The sequence below is a fragment of the Pseudomonas capsici genome, from assembly GCF_017165765.1.
GTDB classification, from domain to species: Bacteria; Pseudomonadota; Gammaproteobacteria; order Pseudomonadales; family Pseudomonadaceae; genus Aquipseudomonas; species Aquipseudomonas capsici.
Genome location: NZ_JAFGZD010000003.1, coordinates 320304 through 337826 on the forward strand (window position 1 = coordinate 320304; position 17523 = coordinate 337826).

The following is a 17523-nucleotide window of genomic DNA, read 5'->3' on the forward strand; positions in this document are numbered from 1 at the left end:
TTTTCGCGACTGAATTCGCTTCTACGAAATCCGTGGGAGCGACTTTGGTCGCGAAAAGCCCCCGCAGATGTAACGAATTCATTCACGCTCCCGCCTTCCTTCCCGCAACTCTGGCATAACACTTGCTCTGCCTCTCTCACGCATCAGCGAACCCCTTGAATAGTGACGGATTATTGGCATGGCGAAGAGCGAAGAAGTTAAAGACCCCGCTTCCAAAGGTAAACTCAAGCTCATCATTATCGCAGTCGTGGCTTTATTGCTCGCTGTAGGCCTTTCGGTAGGTGCGACCTGGTTCATCATGCACAAGTCTGCGAGTGCGCCGGATCCGGCGGCAGTGGCAGCGGCGGCCAACGTCAAGCCAGTGGCAGTCTTCGAGCCTCTGACGCCGGCGTTCGTGGTGAACTTCAATTCCAACGGTCGTCAGCGCTACATGCAGGTCAGCATCACCATGCTGGCGCGCAATGCTGCGGACATGGAGGCCTTGAAGGTTCATATGCCGGTGATTCGCAACAATCTGGTCATGCTGTTCGCTTCCATTCCCTTCGAGTCGCTGGCCACGCCCATCGGCCAGGAAATGCTGCGTCAGAAAGCGACCGCCAGCATTCAGGAAGTGGCACAGAAAGAACTCGGCAAGACCGTGATCGAACAGTTGCTCTTCACTAACTTCGTATTGCAGTAGGACCCTGACATGGCCGTTCAAGACCTGCTGTCCCAGGACGAAATCGATGCGCTGCTGCATGGCGTTGACGATGGGATGGTCCAGACCGAAAGTAACAATGAGCCTGGCAGCATCAAGAGTTACGACCTGACCAGCCAGGACCGGATCGTGCGGGGTCGGATGCCGACCCTGGAAATGATCAACGAACGTTTTGCCCGCTATACCCGTATCAGCATGTTCAACCTGCTGCGTCGTTCGGCGGATGTGGCGGTGGGTGGTGTCCAGGTCATGAAGTTCGGTGAGTACGTACATTCTCTGTACGTACCGACCAGTCTCAACCTGGCCAAGATCAAGCCATTGCGTGGTACGGCTCTGTTCATCCTCGATGCCAAGCTGGTGTTCAAGCTGGTGGATAACTTCTTTGGCGGTGACGGTCGTCACGCCAAGATCGAGGGACGTGAGTTCACCCCGACCGAACTGCGCGTGGTACGCATCGTTCTGGATCAGGCGTTCATCGACCTCAAGGAAGCATGGCAGGCGATCATGGAAGTGAACTTCGAGTACATCAACTCGGAAGTGAACCCGGCCATGGCCAACATCGTAGGCCCGAGCGAGGCGGTGGTGATTTCCACTTTCCATATCGAACTCGATGGCGGTGGCGGTGACCTGCACGTGACCATGCCGTACTCGATGATCGAGCCGATCCGCGAAATGCTCGACGCCGGTTTCCAGTCGGACCTCGACGATCAGGACGAGCGCTGGATCAAGGCGCTCAAGGAAGACGTACTCGATGTGTCCGTCCCGCTGAGCACGACCGTCGTTCAGCGCCAGATGCTGCTGCGCGACATCCTGCACATGCAGCCTGGCGATGTGATTCCGGTGGAGTTGCCCGAGACGCTGGTCATGCGTGCCAATGGCGTGCCTTCCTTCAAGGTCAAGCTCGGCTCGCACAAGGGCAACCTGGCCCTGCAAGTAATCGAACCCATAGAGCGGCGTTGATCTGTCAGGTCGATGCCGAAATTGTTGCGTAACTGAATCAATGCCCGCTGAGGACAACCGATGGCTGATGAAAACGAAATGACGTCTGCGGAAGATCAGGCGTTGGCCGATGAATGGGCTGCGGCCCTGGGTGAGGCCGGTGAGGGTGGACAGGCCGATATCGACGCATTGCTGGCTGCCGATGAAGGCAATTCTTCGTCGCGCATGGCGATGGAAGAGTTCGGCAGTGTGCCCAAGAGTAATGCACCTGTGACGCTGGACGGTCCCAATCTGGATGTGATTCTGGATATTCCGGTGTCGATCTCCATGGAAGTGGGCAGCACCGATATCAACATCCGTAACCTGCTGCAACTCAACCAGGGTTCGGTGATCGAGCTGGATCGTCTGGCCGGCGAGCCGCTGGACGTGTTGGTCAACGGCACTTTGATCGCCCATGGCGAAGTGGTCGTGGTCAACGAGAAGTTCGGCATTCGTCTGACGGATGTCATCAGTCCGAGCGAACGCATCAAGAAGTTGCGCTAAGTGAGGCGCTTGCTGGGTGTGCTGCTGACACTGCCTTCGCTGGCGTGGGCGAGCGAACCTGTGGCGCAGGCTGCTGCAGCCGCTCCGCAGGTGGCCAACACGGTGTCTGGCGGGATGGGCGGGCAGGTCTTGCAACTGCTGCTCGGCCTGCTGGTGGTGGTTGGCCTGATTTTCGTGCTGGCCTGGGTCATGCGCCGGGTGCAGAGCGTCGGGCCGAACGGTGGTCAGGTCATCGAACTGCTGGGTTCGCGGGCGTTGGGCACCCGTGACCGGCTACTGCTGGTTCAGGTGGGCAACGAGCAGATTCTGCTGGGGGTCACGCCGGGGCACATCACGCCTTTGCATGTGCTCAAGGAGCCGGTACAGGTTCCCGTGCGCGAGCAGGCAACCCCTGAGTTCGCCCAGCGCCTTCTGGAGTTGATGGGCAAGGATAAGGACAAGAAGTGATGGGTGCCTTGCGTTTCCTGATATTGCTGCTGTTGGTGATGGCGGCACCTGTCGTGTTCGCTGCCGATCCGTTGTCGATACCGGCGATCACGCTGTCCAACAACCCGCAGGGGCAGCAGGAGTATTCGGTCAGCCTGCAGATCCTGCTGATCATGACGGCGCTGAGCTTTATTCCGGCGTTCGTCATGCTGATGACCAGCTTTACGCGAATCATCATCGTCTTCTCGATCCTGCGTCAGGCCCTGGGCTTGCAGCAGACACCGTCGAACCAGATTCTGACCGGCATGGCGCTGTTTCTGACCATGTTCATCATGGCGCCTGTGTTCGATCGGGTGAATCAGGATGCCCTGCAGCCTTATCTGGCGGAAAAGCTCAGTGCACAGGATGCGGTGGCCAAGGCCCAGGTGCCGATCAAGGATTTCATGCTGGCTCAGACCCGCACCAGCGATCTGGATCTGTTCATGCGCCTGTCCAAGCGTACCGATATTCAGACTCCTGATGCTGCGCCCTTGACCATTCTGGTCCCGGCCTTCGTGATTTCGGAACTCAAGACGGCATTCCAGATCGGTTTCATGATCTTTATTCCGTTCCTGATCATCGACCTGGTGGTCGCCAGTGTACTGATGGCCATGGGTATGATGATGCTGTCGCCGCTGATCATTTCCTTGCCGTTCAAGATCATGCTGTTCGTGCTGGTGGATGGCTGGGCGCTGATCGTCGGAACGCTGGCGGGAAGTTTTGGTGGTGTATGAGTCGTTTTGACGAGGAGTCTGCCCGATGACGCCGGAAGTAGCGGTCGACCTGTTTCGTGAGGCGTTGTGGCTGACCACTGTGCTGGTGGCGATTCTGGTGGTGCCGAGCCTGATCTGCGGCCTGCTGGTCGCCATGTTCCAGGCGGCTACCCAGATCAACGAACAGACCCTGAGTTTTCTCCCGCGTCTGATCGTCATGCTCTTGACCCTGATCGTCGTGGGGCCGTGGCTGCTGAAAATATTCATGGAATACATTCTGTCGCTCTACGGCAGTATTCCGACCCTGATCGGCTAGCGGCTCATGCAACCCTTGCTTGCGCTGACCGATACCCAGATCAGTACCTGGGTCGCCAGCTTCATGCTGCCTCTGTTCCGGATAGTCGCAGTCCTGATGACCATGCCGATCATCGGCACGACGCTGGTTCCGCGCCGCGTGCGCCTGTATTTTGCCGTGGCGATTACCGTGGTGGTCGCTCCTGTGCTGCCGGCCATGCCGGCCGTCGAAGCTCTCGATCTCAGCGCATTGCTGCTCATTGGTGAGCAGATCCTCATCGGCGCGGGCATGGGGCTTTCGCTGCAGTTGTTCTTCCATATCTTTGTGGTGGCAGGCCAGATCATTGCCACGCAGATGGGTATGGGCTTTGCCTCGATGGTCGACCCTACCAACGGTGTGTCGTCGGCGGTCATCGGTCAGTTCTTCACCATGCTGGTCACGCTGCTGTTCCTGGCAATGAATGGCCATCTGGTGGTGCTGGAAATTCTGGTCGAGAGTTTCACGACCATGCCGGTGGGCAGCGGCCTGCTGGTCAACAATTTCTGGGAGCTGGCCACGGGGCTCGGCTGGGTGATGAGTTCAGGGATAAGGCTGGTATTGCCAGCCATTACCGCGCTGCTGATCATCAACATCGCTTTTGGTGTCATGACTCGTGCGGCACCGCAGCTCAACATCTTCTCCATCGGCTTTCCCCTGACGCTGGTGCTTGGCATGGTCATCCTGTGGATGAGCATGGCCGACATTCTCAATCAGTACCAACCCATGGCCGTTCAGGCCTTGCAGTCCCTGCGTGATCTGGTGAGGGCCCGCTGATATGGCTGAGAACGAGAATGGCCAGGACAAGACAGAAGACCCCACGGAGAAAAAGGTCCGGGACTCCCGGGCCGAAGGACAGATTGCCCGCTCCAAGGAACTGACCACTCTCGTCGTGATGCTGATGGGGGCGGGTGGCCTGCTGATGTTCGGCGGGGGGATTGCGCGCATGATGATTGAGCTGATGCGCAATAACTTCACCATCAGTCGTGAAACCCTGATGGACACCACCTACATGGGCAAGCTGCTGCTCAGTTCCGGCGAGCATGCAATGATTGTGGTGTTGCCGTTTCTGATTGCCATGCTGATGGCTGCGCTGGTAGGGCCGATCCTGCTGGGTGGCTGGTTATTTGCGACCAAATCGCTGGCCCCCAAGTTCAGTCGCATGAACCCGGCTTCCGGGCTCAAGCGCATGTTCTCGCCTCATGCGCTGGTAGAGCTGCTCAAGTCCCTCGGCAAATTTCTGATCATTCTGGCGGTGGCGCTGGTGGTGCTCAGCAAGGAGCGCAACGACCTGGTTTCCATTGCTCATGAGCCGCTGGAGCAGGCCATGATCCACAGCTTGCAGGTGGTCGGCTGGAGCAGCTTCTGGATGGCGTGCGGATTGTTCTTCATTGCTGCGCTCGATGTGCCTTTCCAGTTGTACGAAGCGCACAAGAAGCTGCTGATGACCAAGCAGGAAGTGCGAGACGAGCACAAGAACAGCGAAGGTAGTCCTGAGGTCAAGCAGCGCATTCGTCAGCTGCAGCGTGAGATGTCCCATCGCCGGATGATGGCGGCGATTCCTGAGGCCGATGTCATCATCACCAACCCGACGCACTTTGCCGTGGCGCTCAAGTACGACCCCGAGAAGGGTGGGGCACCGATGCTGTTGGCCAAGGGCGCCGACCTGATCGCCCTGAAGATTCGCGAGATCGGCGCGCACAACCAGATTCTGATCCTGGAATCGGCCGCCCTGGCCCGTTCCATCTACTACAGCACCGAGCTTGAACAGGAGATCCCTGCCGGGCTTTACCTGGCCGTGGCTCAGGTGCTGGCCTACGTCTACCAGATCCGCCAGTACCAGGCCGGTCGAGGCAAGCGCCCGGATCCATTGGGTGTTCTGCCTATCCCGCCAGATTTGCAGCGAGACTCCTGATCGCGAATTCATTCGCGAAAACCCCGTATCCTCCAGGCAAGGCCACAAGTTGTTATCAGCTTGTGGCTTGGTAATGGCTACTCGCTGCTAAAGTTGGACGGCTTTTTGCAATAGGTCGATTCAGGTCGCCTTGGGCGTCAAAGTTTTGATTTAGTGCGCAGGTAAAGAACAGTGGATCGCTCTCAGATAATCAGTGGCGCACGCAGCAGTCTGGCCGGCTTTGGTCGTGGCCAACTGGGTATTCCGCTGTTGTTGTTGGTCATGATGGCAATGATGATGTTGCCCATCCCGCCTTTCCTGCTCGACGTGTTCTTCACGTTCAACATCGCACTGTCCATCGTCGTGTTGCTGGTCTGTGTGTATGCCATGCGCCCGCTGGACTTCTCGGTTTTCCCCACCATCCTGCTGGTGGCCACTCTGTTGCGTCTGGCGCTGAACGTGGCATCCACCCGTGTGGTCATGCTTCACGGCCAGGATGGTCACGCGGCTGCGGGCAAGGTGATCCAGGCCTTCGGTGAAGTGGTCATCGGCGGTAACTACGTGGTCGGTATCGTGGTGTTCGCGATTCTGATGATCATCAACTTCGTGGTTATCACCAAGGGTGCCGGTCGTATCTCCGAGGTGAGTGCGCGATTCACCCTCGACGCGATGCCCGGCAAGCAGATGGCGATCGACGCCGATCTCAACGCCGGCCTGATCGATCAGGGCGAAGCGAAGCGCCGTCGTGCCGAGGTTGCTCAGGAAGCCGAGTTCTACGGCTCCATGGACGGTGCCAGCAAATTCGTGCGCGGTGATGCGATTGCGGGCCTGCTGATTCTGTTCATCAACCTGATCGGCGGCATGCTGGTCGGTATCCTGCAGCACAACATGACCTTTGCCGATGCGGGCCGCGTGTACACGCTTCTGACCATCGGTGACGGTTTGGTGGCGCAATTGCCATCACTGCTGCTGTCCACTGCTGCGGCGATCATGGTGACCCGTGCTTCCGGTTCGGAAGAAATGGGCAAGATGATCAATCGCCAGATGTTCACCTCCCACAAGGCTCTGGCCGTATCGGCAGCGATCATGATTGTCATGGGTCTGGTGCCGGGCATGCCGCACTTTTCCTTTATCAGTCTGGGGATGGTGGCCGGCGGTGTTGCCTACTGGCTCTGGAAGAAGCAGAACATGGCAAAGGTCGAGGCTCTGGCCGAGATCCAGCGTCAGCAGGAACTGTTGCCGTCGCCAACCCGCGTTCAGGACTCCAAGGAGCTGGGTTGGGATGACGTGACGCCTATCGACATCATCGGTCTGGAAGTGGGCTATCGCCTGATTCCGCTGGTGGATCGTAACCAGGGTGGTCAATTGCTGGCGCGGATCAAGGGTGTGCGCAAGAAGCTGTCCCAGGAGCTGGGTTTCCTGATGCCGACCGTACATATTCGCGACAACCTCGATCTGGCACCCAGTGCCTATCGTTTGACGCTGATGGGCGTGATTCTGGCCGAGGCCGAGATTTACCCGGATCGCGAACTGGCGATCAACCCGGGGCAGGTGTTTGGCACGCTCAACGGCATCACTGCCAGAGATCCGGCATTTGGTCTTGAGGCGGTGTGGATCGAAATCAGCCAGCGCAGCCAGGCTCAGTCACTGGGCTACACGGTGGTGGATGCCAGTACTGTAGTGGCAACTCACTTGAACCAGATTCTCTATAAACACTCTCATGAGCTGATCGGGCATGAGGAAGTGCAGCAATTGATGCAATTGCTGGCCAAAAGCTCACCCAAACTCGCTGAAGAACTGGTGCCGGGCGTTCTTTCGCTGTCGGCGTTGCTCAATGTGCTGCAAGCCCTGTTGGCCGAACACGTGCCAGTGCGCGATATCCGCAGCATTGCCGAAGCCATCGCCAACAACGCGGGCAAGAGTCAAGATACCGCCGCTTTGGTGGCTGCCGTGCGCGTCGGTCTGAGCCGTGCAATCGTGCAAAGCATTGTAGGGATTGAGCCGGAGCTGCCTGTGATCACACTGGAGCCAAGGTTGGAACAAATATTGCTCAATAGTTTGCAGAAGGCTGGTCAGGGTCAGGAAGAAGGCGTTCTTCTTGAACCGAGCATGGCTGAAAAGCTCCAGCGTTCGTTGATTGAGGCCGCCCAGCGTCAGGAGATGCAAGGGTCGCCGGTAATTCTGTTGGTAGCGGGCCCCATCCGGGCCATGCTGTCACGATTTGGACGATTGGCTGTACCGAACATGCATGTTCTGGCGTATCAGGAAATTCCTGACAATAAGCAAGTCACCATCGTAGCGACTGTCGGGCCTAACGGCTGAGGTAGTGAGTCATGCAAGTTAAGCGTTTTTTCGCCGCCGATATGCGTCAAGCCATGAAACTGGTTCGCGATGAGCTGGGCGCCGAGGCAGCCATCATTGGCAACCGCCGCATCGCCGGTGGTGTGGAGCTGACTGCCGCTCTGGATTACAAGCTGTCCGCATTGGCGCCTCGCGTGCCGAACATGGAGCTTGAGGACGAGCTGCGCAAGACTCAGTCGCGCATCGTTTCCGCCCAGGCCGAACTGGACAATCGCGGTGACAGCGATCCTTCGATCAATCGCCAGCTGTTTTCCGGCATGCCGCTCAACGCCCTCGATAAGCATATCGAGCCGACTCTCGAAGAGCCGCCACGTCCGTTTGCGCCTGCGGCTGCCGCTGCAGAGCCGGCAAGCGGGCAGCGTGCCTACGACTCCATGCGTCATGAATTGAATGGCCTGCGCGAGCTGCTGGAAGTCCAGCTCGGCTCCCTGGCCTGGAACCAGTTGCAAGGCAGCCGTCCGCAGCAGGCCAGCCTGTGGCGTCGTCTGCAGCGCGTCGGTCTGTCCGGCCCGCTGTCACGCGACCTGCTGGCGATGATCCCGGATATCGACGAACCCCGTCAGGCCTGGCGCATGCTGCTGGCGCACCTGGCGCGGATGATCAGCGTGCCCGATGTCGAGCCTCTCGAAGAGGGTGGCGTGATCGCCATGGTCGGCCCGGCCGGCATGGGCAAGACCACGACCCTCGCCAAACTGGCTGCCCGTTATGTGCTCAAGTACGGCCCGCAGAACATTGCCCTGGTCAGCATGGACAGTTTCCGTATCGGCGCCCAGGAGCAACTCAAGACACTGGGTCGTATCCTCAATGTGCCGGTGACCCATGTCGATCCTGGCCAGTCGCTGGCTCAGGCGCTGGACCCGCTGTTGCGCAAGCGTGTGGTGCTGATCGATACCGCAGGCCTGCAGGCCAGTGATCCGGCCCTGCGCATGCAGCTCGAAAGCCTTGCGGGACGCGGCATCCGTGCACGCAACTACCTGGTGCTGGCAACGACCAGCCAGAAACAGGTGCTGACTGCGGCCTATCACAGTTACAAGCGTTGTGGCCTGGCAGGTTGCATCCTGACCAAGCTCGATGAAACCGCAAGTCTCGGCGAAGTGTTGAGCCTTGCGATCGGTCATGAGTTACCCGTGGCTTACCTGACGGATGGGCCGCGTATTCCCGATGACCTGCACCTGCCACGTCGTCACCAGTTGGTGAGCCGTGCAGTCAGTGTGCAAATGCAAGATGAGCCAAGCGAGGAAGCGATGGCTGATATGTTTGCCGACCTCTATCACACCCCCGGCAAGAGAGTGGGTTAAGTGATGGGTATTACTGGAATGTCCCTGCATCGATGGTCTGCCAGGCATTGTTCGCTCGCGAGCATGCAGCCCGTAATGTGGTTTCGGTCTACGCAAGACAAGGTAAAGAAATAACATGGGCAGCATGCATCCCGTACAGGTTATCGCAGTGACCGGTGGCAAAGGTGGCGTCGGTAAGACTAACGTGTCAGTGAACCTCTCACTGGCTCTGGCCGAACTCGGTCGGCGCGTCATGCTGCTGGATGCCGACCTTGGCCTTGCCAATGTCGATGTCCTGCTGGGGCTGACCCCCAAACGCACGCTGGCGGATGTCATCGAGGGTCGTTGCGACTTGCGCGATGTCCTGTTGCAGGGCCCGGGCGGTGTTCGCATCGTGCCTGCGGCTTCCGGCACCCAGAGCATGGTTCACCTGTCGCCTGCCCAGCATGCCGGTCTGATCCAGGCCTTCAGCGAGATTGGCGACAACCTCGATGTACTGGTGATCGACACGGCTGCCGGTATCGGCGAATCGGTTGTCAGCTTCGTGCGCGCCGCTCAGGAGGTGCTGCTGGTGGTCTGTGATGAGCCTACCTCGATCACCGACGCCTATGCCCTGATCAAACTGCTCAACCGTGACTACGGCATGAACCGTTTTCGCGTTCTGGCCAACATGGCCCAAAGCCCACAGGAAGGGCGCAACCTGTTCGCCAAACTGACGAAAGTGACTGACCGCTTCCTCGATGTTGCCCTGCAATATGTCGGTGCCGTGCCTTACGACGAATGTGTTCGCAAGGCGGTGCAGAAGCAGCGCGCTGTCTACGAGGCGTTTCCACGCTCCAAATGTGCACTGGCTTTCAAGGCCATTGCTCAGAAGGTTGACACTTGGCCGTTGCCGGCCAACCCGCGTGGCCATCTGGAGTTCTTCGTCGAACGACTTGTCCACCAGACCAGTGCGGGGCCTGTTCAATGACAGCGAGCGGCTTTCAAATGTACAGCAAGGCTTCCAGAAATTCGCAGTACGAACTCATCGAGCGTTATGCGCCGTTGGTCAAGCGTATCGCCTATCACTTGCTGGCGCGCCTGCCTGCCAGTGTTCAGGTGGAAGACCTGATCCAGGCCGGCATGATCGGACTGCTGGAAGTGTCCACCAAATATGACTCCACCAAGGGTGCGAGTTTCGAGACCTATGCCGGTATCCGTATTCGTGGTGCCATGCTCGATGAAGTGCGCAAGGGCGACTGGGCACCACGCTCGGTGCACCGCAATACGCGCATGGTCAGTGATGCAATTCGCGCAATTGAAGCAAAAACCGGTCGTGACGCTAAAGATCACGAGGTTGCTGCCGAACTCCAGTTAAGTCTCGATGATTATTATGGGATTTTGAATGATACCTTAGGCAGCCGCCTCTTCAGCTTCGACGACCTCTTGCAGGACGGTGATCATGAAGGGCTGCATGAGGACGGTGCAAGCGGCTCGCTCGAACCGTCGCGGGACCTGGAAGATGAGCGTTTCCAGGCAGCGCTGGCAGATGCAATCGCCAATTTGCCGGAGCGTGAGCGACTGGTATTGGCGCTGTACTACGACGAAGAGCTGAACCTCAAGGAGATCGGTGAGGTGCTTGGGGTCAGCGAGTCGCGAGTCAGTCAGTTACACAGCCAGTGCGCAGCTCGTTTGCGGGGGCGTTTGGGGGAGTGGCGAGCGCGCTGATGGCAATTTGTGACTTATCCGGGTCACAGGTTGTCGCAAGCCGGCTGTGCAGAGCGTTGCGTGGTATCAGGATAGACAAGGCAGGAGCCTGTTCAGACAGCGCCTATGGCCTGCAGGTTCAGGTTTGTGCTCTGTGTTTTGCCAAGCCCGTCGTCGTTTCGTACAGCCGGGGGTGTGCTGTGCCAGTATTGAGTGAACAGCGTGTTCAGGTGCTGAATGCGTTAAAGACTGCTTGGAGGTCGAATTGGACAAGAACATGAAAATCCTCATCGTTGATGACTTTTCAACGATGCGGCGGATCATAAAAAACCTGTTGCGTGACCTGGGGTTCACCAACACATCCGAAGCGGACGACGGCATCACTGCCTTGCCGATGCTTCAAAGCGGTTCCTTTGACTTTCTGGTGACTGACTGGAACATGCCAGGCATGACCGGCATCGATCTGTTGCGTCAGGTTCGTCAGGATGAGCGTCTCAAAAGTCTCCCGGTACTGATGGTGACTGCCGAAGCCAAGCGTGAGCAGATCATCGAAGCTGCCCAGGCCGGTGTGAACGGTTACGTCGTGAAGCCGTTCACGGCCCAAGTGCTGCAAGAGAAGATCGAAAAGATCTTTGAACGCGTCAACAGCTGATGCATGCCGCGAGGGCGCTATGGATAACAACGATTCATTGGGTGACTTCGAGTCAACCCTGAAGAAACACGCGCAGGAACTGGTTGCCAGCCTTGAAAAAGGCCGCTTCGGTGATGCCGTGCAATTGATCCATGAGCTCAACCAGGCTCGTGACCGTGGCCTGTATCAGGAAGTCGGCAAGCTGACTCGCGAACTGCATAGTGCGATCGTCAATTTTCATATTGACCCGAACATGCCGCAAGCCGAAGAAGTGTCGCAGATCACTGATGCCGCCGATCGTCTGTCGTATGTTGTACGCCTGACCGAGAATGCGGCCAACCGCACGATGGACCTGGTAGAGCAGAGCACGCCGCTGATGAACGGGCTGAGCGAAGATGCCAAGTCGCTGAGCGCGGACTGGGGGCGTTTCATGCGCCGCGAAATCGGTGCCGAAGAGTTTCGTGATCTGGCCAAGCGTGTTGACGGTTTCCTGTCTCGCACCGAGAGGGAAGCTCATACCGTTGCCAGCCATCTCAATGACATTCTGCTGGCCCAGGATTATCAGGATCTGACCGGTCAGGTGATCAAGCGCGTTACGCAGTTGGTCACTGAAGTCGAAAGCAATCTGCTCAAACTGGTCCTCATGGCCAGTCATGTCGACCGCTTTGCGGGTATCGAACATGACCAGAAAGCACTCCTTGCTGAAAAAGATCCTAAAAAACATATCACGCAGGGTGAAGGTCCGCAGATTCATGCCGATAAACGTGAAGACGTCGTATCCGGACAGGATGATGTAGACGATCTGCTATCGAGCCTTGGCTTCTAGGTCTGTTGACGGTTAATTTTAGGGAGCACCCCAATGAGCTTCGGCGCCGATGAAGAGATCCTTCAGGATTTTCTGGTAGAGGCCGGCGAAATTCTGGAGCAGTTGTCTGAACAGTTGGTCGAGCTGGAAAGCCGGCCAGATGATGCGGATCTGCTCAATGCAATTTTTCGCGGTTTTCACACTGTAAAAGGGGGCGCCGGCTTCCTCCAGCTCAATGAGCTGGTGGAGTGCTGCCACATCGCCGAAAACGTGTTCGACATCCTTCGCAAGGGGGAGCGCCGCGTTAACGCCGAGTTGATGGACGTGGTCCTTGAAGCTCTGGATACAGTCAACAGCATGTTCGGTCAGGTGCGCGAGCGTACCGACCTTACACCTGCGACTCCGGAACTGCTGGCTGCGCTGTCGCGTCTTGCCGAGCCCGAGTCGGCTCAGCAGGCCGAGGCCGCTGCACCGCCACCACCACCTCCTGTTGTCGAGGCTGCTCCTGTGGAGCCGGCCGCAAGCGATGACATCACGGATGCCGAGTTCGAGCATCTGCTCGATACCATGAGCGCGGCCAAGGCCGATGCAGCGCCTGCTGCGCAAGCTCCTGAGGCAGCCAGTGATGAAATCACCGATCAGGAATTCGAATCGCTGCTCGACCAGTTGCATGGCAAGGGCCAGTTTGCGCCTGATGCCGTCTCCGCTCCTGCACCCGCTCCGGTAGCGGCTGCCCAGAGCAGTGGCGCTGCACCTGCCAGCGATGAAATCACTGACGACGAATTCGAAGCCTTGCTCGATCAGTTGCATGGCAAGGGCTCGTTCGATGCCAGTGTCGCAGCAGCCCCGGTCGCAGCAGCGGCTGCTCCGGCGCCTGCCAAGGCTGCAGCTCCTGCTGCTGCAGCGGCCAGCGACGAGATCACCGATCACGAGTTCGAGAATCTGCTCGATGAGCTGCATGGCAAAGGCAAGTTCGAGCCTCAGGCTCTTGCCGGTAATGCGGCAGCCGCCGCGCCGCCACCGCCTCCGCCACCACCTGCTGCAGCCAAGCCGACTCCGGCCCCGGCTCCGGCGCCTGCTGCCAAACCAGCAGCACCTGCGGCTCCGGCTCCGGCTCGCGCACCTGCTGCGGGCGGCCCGGCTGAAAAGCCTGTGGCATCCGAAGCGGAAACCACCGTACGGGTCGATACCGCGCGTCTGGACGAGATCATGAACATGGTCGGCGAACTGGTGCTGGTGCGTAACCGTCTGGTTCGCCTGGGGCTCAACAGTGGCGACGAAGCCATGTCCAAGGCCGTGTCGAACCTGGATGTGGTCACCGCCGACCTGCAGACCGCGGTGATGAAGACCCGGATGCAGCCGATCAAGAAAGTCTTCGGTCGCTTCCCGCGACTGGTTCGCGACCTGGCGCGTCAGCTCAAGAAGGAAATCAACCTGGAGCTGGTCGGTGAAGAAACCGACCTGGACAAGAACCTCGTAGAGGCGCTTGCCGACCCGTTGGTCCACTTGGTGCGTAACGCGGTCGACCACGGTATCGAAATGCCTGAAGAGCGTGAAGCTTCCGGCAAGTCACGTGGCGGACGGGTGATTCTTTCTGCCGAGCAGGAAGGCGACCACATCCTGTTGTCGATTTCCGATGACGGCAAGGGTATGGATCCCAACGTTCTGCGTGCCATCGCCGTGAAGCGTGGCGTGATGGACAAGGATGCTGCCGATCGCCTGAGCGATACCGATTGCTACAACCTGATCTTTGCCCCGGGCTTCTCGACCAAATCCGAGATTTCCGATATCTCCGGCCGCGGCGTGGGCATGGACGTGGTGAAAACCAAGATCGCCCAGCTCAACGGTACGATCAACATCTACTCCACCAAGGGCCAGGGCTCCAAGATTGTCATCAAGGTGCCTCTGACACTGGCAATCATGCCGACCCTGATGGTCATGCTGGGCAATCAGGCCTTTGCCTTCCCGCTGGTCAACGTCAACGAAATCTTCCACCTGGACCTGTCGACCACCAACGTCGTCGATGGCCAGGAAGTCGTGATCGTTCGCGACAAGGCTCTGCCACTGTTCTATCTCAAGCGCTGGCTGATCAGCTCTGCCGCCCATGAAGAACAGCATGAAGGCCATGTCGTGATCCTTTCGGTTGGCACTCAGCGTATCGGCTTTGTGGTCGATCAACTGGTCGGTCAGGAGGAAGTGGTTATCAAACCGCTGGGCAAGATGTTGCAAGGTACGCCAGGCATGTCGGGCGCCACCATCACCGGTGACGGTCGCATCGCCCTGATTCTGGATGTACCGAGCATGCTCAAGCGTTACGCCGCACGGCGTATTTGATTCTGGGGTCGCGGGCAGCGCAAGCTGCCTGCTGCGCCTATTGGAGTGTTTATGGCAGTCAAGGTCCTGGTGGTGGATGATTCCGGTTTCTTCCGCCGCCGCGTATCGGAAATTCTTTCATCGGACCCAAACATCCAGGTCGTCGGCACGGCGACAAATGGCAAGGAAGCAATCGAACAGGCTCTGGCGCTCAAGCCGGATGTGATCACCATGGACTACGAAATGCCGATGATGGATGGCATTACGTCGGTTCGACACATCATGCAGCGCATCCCGACTCCGGTCCTGATGTTCTCCTCACTGACCCATGAAGGTGCCCGCGTCACGCTGGATGCCCTGGACGCCGGTGCGGTGGACTTCCTGCCCAAGAATTTCGAAGACATTTCGCGTAATCCGACGAAGGTCAAGCAACTGCTGTGCGAGAAGATCAACAGCATCGCACGCAGCAATCGTCGTTTCAGTGGCATGAGTACGCCAGCCGCAGCGCCTGCCGCGCCTGCACCGGCCCCGGCCGCTGCGCCAGGCCGTGCGAGCGTGCCGACAGCCCGTACAGTTCCACCTCGCACTGCGGCCGCGCCGACAGCCCATGCGCCTGCGCATCACGCGCCGGCTCCCCAGGCTCACTCGGGTTCGCCCAAGCGCAAGGCCTACAAACTGGTCGCCATCGGTACCTCCACCGGTGGTCCGGTGGCATTGCAGCGGGTGCTGACCCAGTTGCCTGCCAATTTCCCGGCACCTCTGGTCCTGATCCAGCATATGCCGGCTGCCTTCACCAAGGCCTTTGCCGAGCGTCTGGACAAACTGTGCAAGATCAGCGTCAAGGAAGCCGAGGATGGCGACATCCTGCGTCCGGGCCTGGCGTTGCTGGCACCCGGTGGCAAGCAGATGATGGTGGATGGTCGCGGCGCGGTGAAAATCCTGCCGGGTGACGAACGCCTCAATTACAAACCCTGTGTGGACATCACCTTCGGTTCGGCTTCCAAGTCCTATGGCGACAAGGTGCTGGCTGTGGTGTTGACCGGCATGGGCGCCGACGGCCGTGAAGGTGCGCGTCTGCTCAAGCAGGGCGGCAGCAGCGTCTGGGCACAGGACGAAGCGAGCTGTGTGATCTACGGCATGCCGATGGCGATTGTCAAAGCTGATCTGGCGGATGCGATCTACAGCCTGGACGATATCGGTCGGCATCTGGTCGAGGCCTGTCTCTGATGGATGTACTGAGTCTTATCGGTCTTATCCTGGCATTCGTTGCCATCATTGGCGGTAACTTCCTCGAAGGCGGGCATCTGAGCGCTCTGGTCAACGGCCCGGCAGCCTTGATCGTGGTGGGCGGTACGCTGGGTGCTTCGCTGTTGCAGTCGTCGATGGGCGCTTTCAAGCGTGCCATGCAGATCGTGGGCTGGATTCTGTTCCCGCCACGCATCGATCTGGCTGGCGGTATCGACCGGGTGATTGCCTGGAGCCTGACTGCCCGCAAGGAAGGTCTGCTGGGCCTGGAAACGGTTGCCGATACCGAACCCGACAACTATTCCCGCAAGGGCCTGCAGTTGCTGGTGGACGGTGCCGAACCCGAAGCGATTCGCAGCATTCTGGAAGTGGATCTCATCACCCAGGAAACCCGCGACATCCAGGCGGCCAAGGTATTTGAAAGCATGGGCGGCTATGCGCCGACCGTGGGGATCATCGGCGCGGTCATGGGGCTGATCCATGTGATGGGCAACCTGGCCGATCCGAGCCAGCTGGGCAGCGGTATCGCCGTGGCCTTCGTTGCGACCATTTACGGTGTCGCGATGGCCAACCTGATTCTCTTGCCGGTGGCCAACAAGCTCAAGGCCATTGCCCACCGTCAGGCCCGTTACCGGGAAATGCTGCTCGAAGGTCTGCTGTCCATTGCCGAGGGTGAAAACCCGCGCTCCATCGAACTCAAGCTGCAAGGCTTCATGGAGTAATGCCGCATGGCTCGCCGTCGTCCACCCGAAGAGCACGAGAATCATGAACGTTGGCTGGTTTCCTATGCCGACTTCATTACGCTGCTGTTTGCCTTTTTCGTGGTGATGTACTCGATTTCGTCGATCAACGAAGGCAAGTACAAGATTCTTTCCCAGGCGCTGGTCGGCGTGTTCAACGATGCCGAGCGCACCATGAAACCCATTCCCATCGGCGAGCAGCGTCCGCAGAGCGTCACGCCTGCCCAGCCGTTGCTCAAGGACAGCGAACAGACCGATGCCGGGATAGGCCAGAAGTCCGACGATCCGTTACAGACCATCGCTGAAGATGTGCGCGATGCCTTTGGTGACCTGATCAAGTCCGACCAGATGACCGTGCGCGGCAACGAGTTGTGGATCGAGATCGAACTGAATTCCAGCCTGTTGTTCGGCAGTGGCGATGCCATGCCCAGCGACAAGGCATTCACCATCATTGAAAAGGTGGCCGGGATCGTCAAACGCTTCGACAACCCGATTCACGTTGAAGGTTTCACCGACGACCAGCCGATCAGCACGGCTCAATACCCCACCAACTGGGAGCTGTCGTCGGCCCGTTCCGCGAGCATCGTGCGCATGCTGGCCATGGACGGTGTCAATCCCGCCAGACTGGCGTCGGTGGGGTATGGCGAGTTCCAGCCGATTGCAACCAACACCACGGCTGCAGGGCGTGCAAAGAATCGTCGCGTGGTGCTGGTCATCTCGCGTAATCTCGATGTTCGGCGTAGTCTGACCAGCACCGGAACGGCCAATGCACAACCGGATGCAGCTTTGAGGCGTGCTGGCACACAAACTGCACCTGTGCCAGCAAAGCCGCCGGTACGAGCGAACTCCGTCAATTCTCCGTCACCCGCCCTCTAGTAGTCGT

18 protein-coding genes are annotated in these 17523 nt (G+C 58.7%); all 18 read left to right on the plus strand.

Features of this window, described 5'->3' with window-relative positions:
* The first annotated feature begins 178 nt into the window (after positions 1–178).
* The 18 genes from fliL (at position 179) to motD (ending at position 17516) form a co-directional block, all read left to right on the plus strand.
* A complete protein-coding gene (gene fliL / locus JSY17_RS06065) occupies positions 179–679 on the plus strand; it encodes a flagellar basal body-associated protein FliL (RefSeq protein WP_117166712.1) in 501 nt (166 codons plus the stop codon).
* Between the two features lie 9 nt (positions 680–688).
* Positions 689–1657, plus strand: a complete 969-nt coding sequence (fliM, locus tag JSY17_RS06070) for a flagellar motor switch protein FliM (protein WP_117166711.1) — start codon at positions 689–691, stop codon at positions 1655–1657.
* A 60-nt stretch (positions 1658–1717) separates the two neighbouring features.
* Positions 1718–2179 carry a flagellar motor switch protein FliN gene (gene fliN / locus JSY17_RS06075; RefSeq protein ID WP_117181181.1) on the plus strand — a complete coding sequence of 154 codons (462 nt, stop codon included), beginning with the start codon at positions 1718–1720 and terminating at the stop codon, positions 2177–2179.
* Positions 2180–2626: a flagellar biosynthetic protein FliO gene (gene fliO, locus JSY17_RS06080; protein ID WP_117166710.1), complete on the plus strand. Its 447-nt coding sequence runs from the start codon at positions 2180–2182 to the stop codon at positions 2624–2626.
* Positions 2626–3378 carry a flagellar type III secretion system pore protein FliP gene (gene fliP, locus JSY17_RS06085; RefSeq protein ID WP_117181183.1) on the plus strand — a complete coding sequence of 251 codons (753 nt, stop codon included), beginning with the start codon at positions 2626–2628 and terminating at the stop codon, positions 3376–3378. The genes fliO and fliP overlap by 1 nt, the downstream gene beginning before the upstream one ends.
* A 25-nt stretch (positions 3379–3403) precedes the next feature.
* A complete protein-coding gene (gene fliQ / locus JSY17_RS06090) occupies positions 3404–3673 on the plus strand; it encodes a flagellar biosynthesis protein FliQ (protein WP_025260882.1) in 270 nt (89 codons plus the stop codon).
* A 6-nt stretch (positions 3674–3679) separates the two neighbouring features.
* Positions 3680–4465 (plus strand): flagellar biosynthetic protein FliR, encoded by a 786-nt coding sequence (fliR, locus tag JSY17_RS06095; RefSeq protein WP_117181184.1) that lies wholly within the window; start codon positions 3680–3682, stop codon positions 4463–4465.
* A 1-nt stretch (position 4466) separates the two neighbouring features.
* Complete coding sequence (gene flhB / locus JSY17_RS06100; protein ID WP_117166707.1) at positions 4467–5603, plus strand: flagellar biosynthesis protein FlhB; 1137 nt, start codon at positions 4467–4469, stop codon at positions 5601–5603.
* Between the two features lie 171 nt (positions 5604–5774).
* Positions 5775–7904 (plus strand): flagellar biosynthesis protein FlhA, encoded by a 2130-nt coding sequence (gene flhA / locus JSY17_RS06105; protein ID WP_117181185.1) that lies wholly within the window; start codon positions 5775–5777, stop codon positions 7902–7904.
* Between the two features lie 11 nt (positions 7905–7915).
* A complete protein-coding gene (flhF, locus tag JSY17_RS06110) occupies positions 7916–9241 on the plus strand; it encodes a flagellar biosynthesis protein FlhF (protein ID WP_206402018.1) in 1326 nt (441 codons plus the stop codon).
* 115 nt (positions 9242–9356) lie between these two features.
* Positions 9357–10190 (plus strand): flagellar synthesis regulator FleN, encoded by an 834-nt coding sequence (gene fleN / locus JSY17_RS06115; RefSeq protein ID WP_025260877.1) that lies wholly within the window; start codon positions 9357–9359, stop codon positions 10188–10190.
* Positions 10187–10927 (plus strand): RNA polymerase sigma factor FliA, encoded by a 741-nt coding sequence (fliA, locus tag JSY17_RS06120; protein WP_025260876.1) that lies wholly within the window; start codon positions 10187–10189, stop codon positions 10925–10927. The genes fleN and fliA overlap by 4 nt, the downstream gene beginning before the upstream one ends.
* Positions 10928–11183: 256 nt before the next feature.
* A complete protein-coding gene (locus JSY17_RS06125; protein ID WP_183134005.1) occupies positions 11184–11558 on the plus strand; it encodes a chemotaxis response regulator CheY in 375 nt (124 codons plus the stop codon).
* 19 nt (positions 11559–11577) lie between these two features.
* Positions 11578–12363, plus strand: coding sequence for a protein phosphatase CheZ (locus tag JSY17_RS06130; RefSeq protein ID WP_206402020.1), 786 nt, complete (start codon positions 11578–11580; stop codon positions 12361–12363).
* A 33-nt stretch (positions 12364–12396) separates the two neighbouring features.
* Positions 12397–14676: a chemotaxis protein CheA gene (locus JSY17_RS06135; protein WP_206402022.1), complete on the plus strand. Its 2280-nt coding sequence runs from the start codon at positions 12397–12399 to the stop codon at positions 14674–14676.
* Positions 14677–14727: 51 nt separating this feature from the next.
* Complete coding sequence (locus tag JSY17_RS06140) at positions 14728–15882, plus strand: protein-glutamate methylesterase/protein-glutamine glutaminase (RefSeq protein ID WP_206402024.1); 1155 nt, start codon at positions 14728–14730, stop codon at positions 15880–15882.
* Positions 15882–16622 carry a flagellar motor protein gene (locus JSY17_RS06145; protein ID WP_117166701.1) on the plus strand — a complete coding sequence of 247 codons (741 nt, stop codon included), beginning with the start codon at positions 15882–15884 and terminating at the stop codon, positions 16620–16622. The genes JSY17_RS06140 and JSY17_RS06145 overlap by 1 nt, the downstream gene beginning before the upstream one ends.
* Before the next feature lie 6 nt (positions 16623–16628).
* On the plus strand, positions 16629–17516 hold the full coding sequence (gene motD / locus JSY17_RS06150) for a flagellar motor protein MotD (protein WP_117166700.1): 888 nt from the start codon (positions 16629–16631) through the stop codon (positions 17514–17516).
* Positions 17517–17523: the final 7 nt, after the last annotated feature.